Source organism: Faecalicatena contorta (assembly GCF_021531995.1).
Classification (GTDB): Bacteria; Bacillota; Clostridia; order Lachnospirales; family Lachnospiraceae; genus Dorea_A; species Dorea_A contorta_A.
On record NZ_JAFBIZ010000172.1, the window covers coordinates 1 to 3,443 of the forward strand.

A 3,443-nucleotide genomic window follows, 5' to 3' on the forward strand; every position below is an offset into this window, starting at 1 on the left:
TGGATTTTTGGTCGAAGACATTATACCAAAAAAGGGAGGTCAATGCTCTTTTTATTTGCAAACCTCCGATAAATCAAGGTTTTAAAGGATTTTAGAACAATAAAAACAGGTAGTTTTTGACACTACCGAAAAGAAAAAGGAGGTAATTATAATGACATTTGGCAAGGTAACAATGATTCTCCGGAAATATACATATGAGCAGGTGCGCAGTGTGGCGGAAGTCCTTCTGGACAGTCCGTATGTACGCAATATGGAGATCGCACTCAATACAGAGAATGCTTACGATATTATCCGGAAGATCTCCGCAGAGTATCGCGGAAGACTGAATATTGGTGCCGGAACGGTTCAGACCTATGACGAGCTGTTAAAAGCAATTGACGCAGGAGCGGAATTTGTTCTGTCTCCACGGATGATGACAGAAAAGATGCTGCAGCATTGCCGGGATCAGGGGATCCTCTCAGTGCCGGGAGCATTTACGCCGTCCGAGATCGCGGATCAGATAGAAAAAGGAGCAGATATCATCAAGGTATTTCCGGCGAATGAATTAAGCTTCGGTTATGCAAAAAAGGTCTGCGAACCATTGGGAGATCTTGCTTTGATGGCAGTGGGAGGGATTCATCGCGATAATGTAAAGGGAGCTCTTGCATCCGGGTATCGGTATGTCGGAACTGCCGGCGGTCTGTTTCCGAAGGAAGCGATTCTCTCCATGGATCAGGAGAAGCTGGCAGAAAATCTGAGATTATTTGAAACGGCGCTGAGCGGAGATTAGAGAAAGAAAAGAATATGAATCACAATACATCATGTGTCAGGTGTTTTATAAGGAGGAATGGATATGAGGTGTACACAATGTGGAAAAGAGATGCCGGATGGCGCAAGATTCTGTACGAACTGTGGTGCGCAGATGAACCAGAATATGTATGATCAAAACACATATAACCAGAATACATATGATCAGAATCCGTCGGAACAGAGTCTTTCTCCGACTCAGAAGCTGAAGAGAGAATGGAAGGATCTGTATACGGTGATTGCGATTGTTGGAGTTCTTCTGGTTGCAGCATTGATCGGTCTGGCGGTAAAGAAGTTGAATGAACCAGAGAACCCGAAGGAACTGGATGAGATACAGGCAATTCTGGATGAGGAAGAGGAAGAAAAGGAAGAGCCGGCAGAGAAGGAGATCAAAGAAGAGCCGGAAGAAGAAGAAATTGTAGAAGAGGAACCGGAGGTGCAGAGCCTTCTGGAGCAGGATTATATTCTTCCGAACAGTAATGCGGCTTATCTGACACAGGCAGATCTTGCCGGAATGACGATACAGGAGATCAATTATGCGAAAAATGAGATCTATGCAAGACATGGAAGGCGGTTCAAGTCGCAGGAACTGACGAACTATTTTACTTCCAAATCCTGGTATCAGGGAACCTATGATCCGGATGATTTTGATGCGCATTACAGTGCTTCCGTGCTGAATGACTATGAGAAGAAGAATGCCGAACTGCTGCGTCAGGTGGAGTTCTCCATGAATCCAAACGGTTATCAGCTGGATCAGTAAGATATAGATATATCAGGGGAGTTAAGTATGAAAAGGTATCTTGTGGGAATATTATGTGTGCTTATAGCGGTCGGAGGAGTCGGATGCGGTGCATCTGGACCCGGCAGTGAGGATGCAGGAAAGAAGACGGAAAAATTGGTGATCGATACACAGGAAGAGACAGAAGATTCGGCGGAGGAAGCAGCGAAAGAGCCGGAGTCTTCCGGGAAGCAGATGACAGATCTGGAACAAAAGATCACAGAGCTTTTAAATCCGTTAGACGGAAAGGGAGATACGGCGGTATATATAGAAAAACCGGCGACCGGAGAATATGCATCGGTTTCGTCGCATCAGATGCAGGCGGCAAGCCTGATCAAGCTGTATATCGCCGGCTGTGTATACGAGAATTATGAGGAACTCTGTGCAGACGGAGTGAACGAAGCGCAGATCAGCAGTCTGATGCAGTCTATGATCACGGTAAGTGATAACGATGCTGCAAATCAGCTGGTAACGTATCTGGGGAAAGGAGACGGAGCTGCAGGGAGAGAAAAGGTAAATGCCTATTGTCAGTCCCACGGTTATGCAGAGTCGCATATGGGACGTATGCTTCTGGCGTCCAATGCCCAGGATGATAATTATACTTCTGTTGCGGACTGCGGTAAATTTCTGACGGATGTTTATCAGAATCAGATTGCCGGAGCTTCTCAGATTGTGGAATATATGAAGCAGCAGCAGCGCACCACGAAGATTCCGGCAGGGGTTCCCGCCGGCGTTGTTGTAGCCAATAAGACCGGAGAGCTGTCGGATGTGGAAAATGATGCAGCAATCGTGTATCTGGAACAGCAGCCATACGTTATCTGCGTCATGACACAGGGACTGTCAGATGTTTCAACGGCGAGACAGGTGATCGTCAACGTATCCGATGGTGTATATCAATATATGAAGGGCGGTGGGCAGTCATGAGAAAAAAAGCTGTACGATACATGATAGTCATCTGTGTACTGGGAGCTGCGTTGTTCCTTGCTGCCTGTGGAAAGAAAGAGGCAGAGCCGGAAGAGGATAAGGAGAGTACACAGGAGACGGCAGAAGAACTGGAGATCGGGGAAGAAGAGCCGGAGACAGAAGAGGAAGAATCTCAGGAGAGTGAAGAACATCAGACAGAAGTTAAGGGAATCGTGGTGATCGATGCGGGGCATCAGAGCCAGGGAAATAATGAGCAGGAACCGGTGGGACCGGGTGCATCCGAGATGAAGGCAAAAGTAAGCAGCGGGACTTCAGGTGCGGCAACCGGCATACCGGAATATGAACTGAATCTGCAGGTGGCATTGAAGCTGAAGACAGAACTGGAGAAGCGCTCTTATCAGGTCATCATGATCCGTGAGACGAATGAGGTGAATATATCCAATGCCGAGCGGGCAGCAGTTGCCAACGAGGCCGGTGCAGATGTATTCGTCAGGATCCATGCCAATGGATCCGATGATCACAGTGTAAATGGGGCGATGACGATCTGTCAGACGCCATCCAACCCATACAACGGGGCACTGTATGAGAAGAGTCATGCTCTGTCTGAGTGTGTACTGGAGGAATATGTTGCTGCAACCGGAGCAAGAAAAGAATATGTCTGGGAGACGGATTCCATGAGCGGAATTAACTGGGCACAGGTTCCGTGTACCATTGTCGAGATGGGATATATGACCAATCCGGACGAAGATCAGAGGATGGCATCCGAGGACTATCAGAATCTGATCGTGACCGGAATTGCCAATGGAATCGACCGGTATATGACGATGTTTTAAATCATATAAGATAGTATACATATACATTGATATTGTCCTGTAATAAGGGATTGCTGCAAAATGTGTTTCTGCCATTTTGCAGCAATCCCTTATGTGATTTGTGTAAGTTAACGGTAATTACT

The 3,443-nt window shown here is 46.9% G+C and carries 4 protein-coding genes; all 4 read left to right on the top strand.

The genetic code is table 11. The features are described from left to right. Positions 1-151: 151 nt before the first annotated feature. The 4 genes from JQM82_RS14655 to JQM82_RS14670 all read left to right on the top strand — a co-directional run bounded on the left by JQM82_RS14655 (position 152) and on the right by JQM82_RS14670 (position 3,321). A complete protein-coding gene (locus tag JQM82_RS14655) occupies positions 152-769 on the top strand; it encodes a bifunctional 4-hydroxy-2-oxoglutarate aldolase/2-dehydro-3-deoxy-phosphogluconate aldolase (RefSeq protein WP_235251142.1) in 618 nt (205 codons plus the stop codon). A gap of 63 nt (positions 770-832) precedes the next feature. Continuing rightward, a complete protein-coding gene (locus tag JQM82_RS14660) occupies positions 833-1,546 on the top strand; it encodes a YARHG domain-containing protein (protein ID WP_235251143.1) in 714 nt (237 codons plus the stop codon). 27 nt (positions 1,547-1,573) lie between these two features. Further along, positions 1,574-2,488, top strand: a complete 915-nt coding sequence (locus tag JQM82_RS14665; RefSeq protein ID WP_235251144.1) for a serine hydrolase — start codon at positions 1,574-1,576, stop codon at positions 2,486-2,488. Then, positions 2,485-3,321, top strand: coding sequence for an N-acetylmuramoyl-L-alanine amidase (locus tag JQM82_RS14670; RefSeq protein WP_328284227.1), 837 nt, complete (start codon positions 2,485-2,487; stop codon positions 3,319-3,321). Before JQM82_RS14665 ends, JQM82_RS14670 begins: the two co-directional genes overlap by 4 nt. Positions 3,322-3,443: the final 122 nt, after the last annotated feature.

Coding starts and splice junctions, on each gene's coding strand:
- JQM82_RS14655 (WP_235251142.1), top strand. CDS start 152: ATGACATTTGGCAAGGTAACAATGATTCTCCGGAAATATACATATGAG.
- JQM82_RS14660 (WP_235251143.1), top strand. CDS start 833: ATGAGGTGTACACAATGTGGAAAAGAGATGCCGGATGGCGCAAGATTC.
- JQM82_RS14665 (WP_235251144.1), top strand. CDS start 1,574: ATGAAAAGGTATCTTGTGGGAATATTATGTGTGCTTATAGCGGTCGGA.
- JQM82_RS14670 (WP_328284227.1), top strand. CDS start 2,485: ATGAGAAAAAAAGCTGTACGATACATGATAGTCATCTGTGTACTGGGA.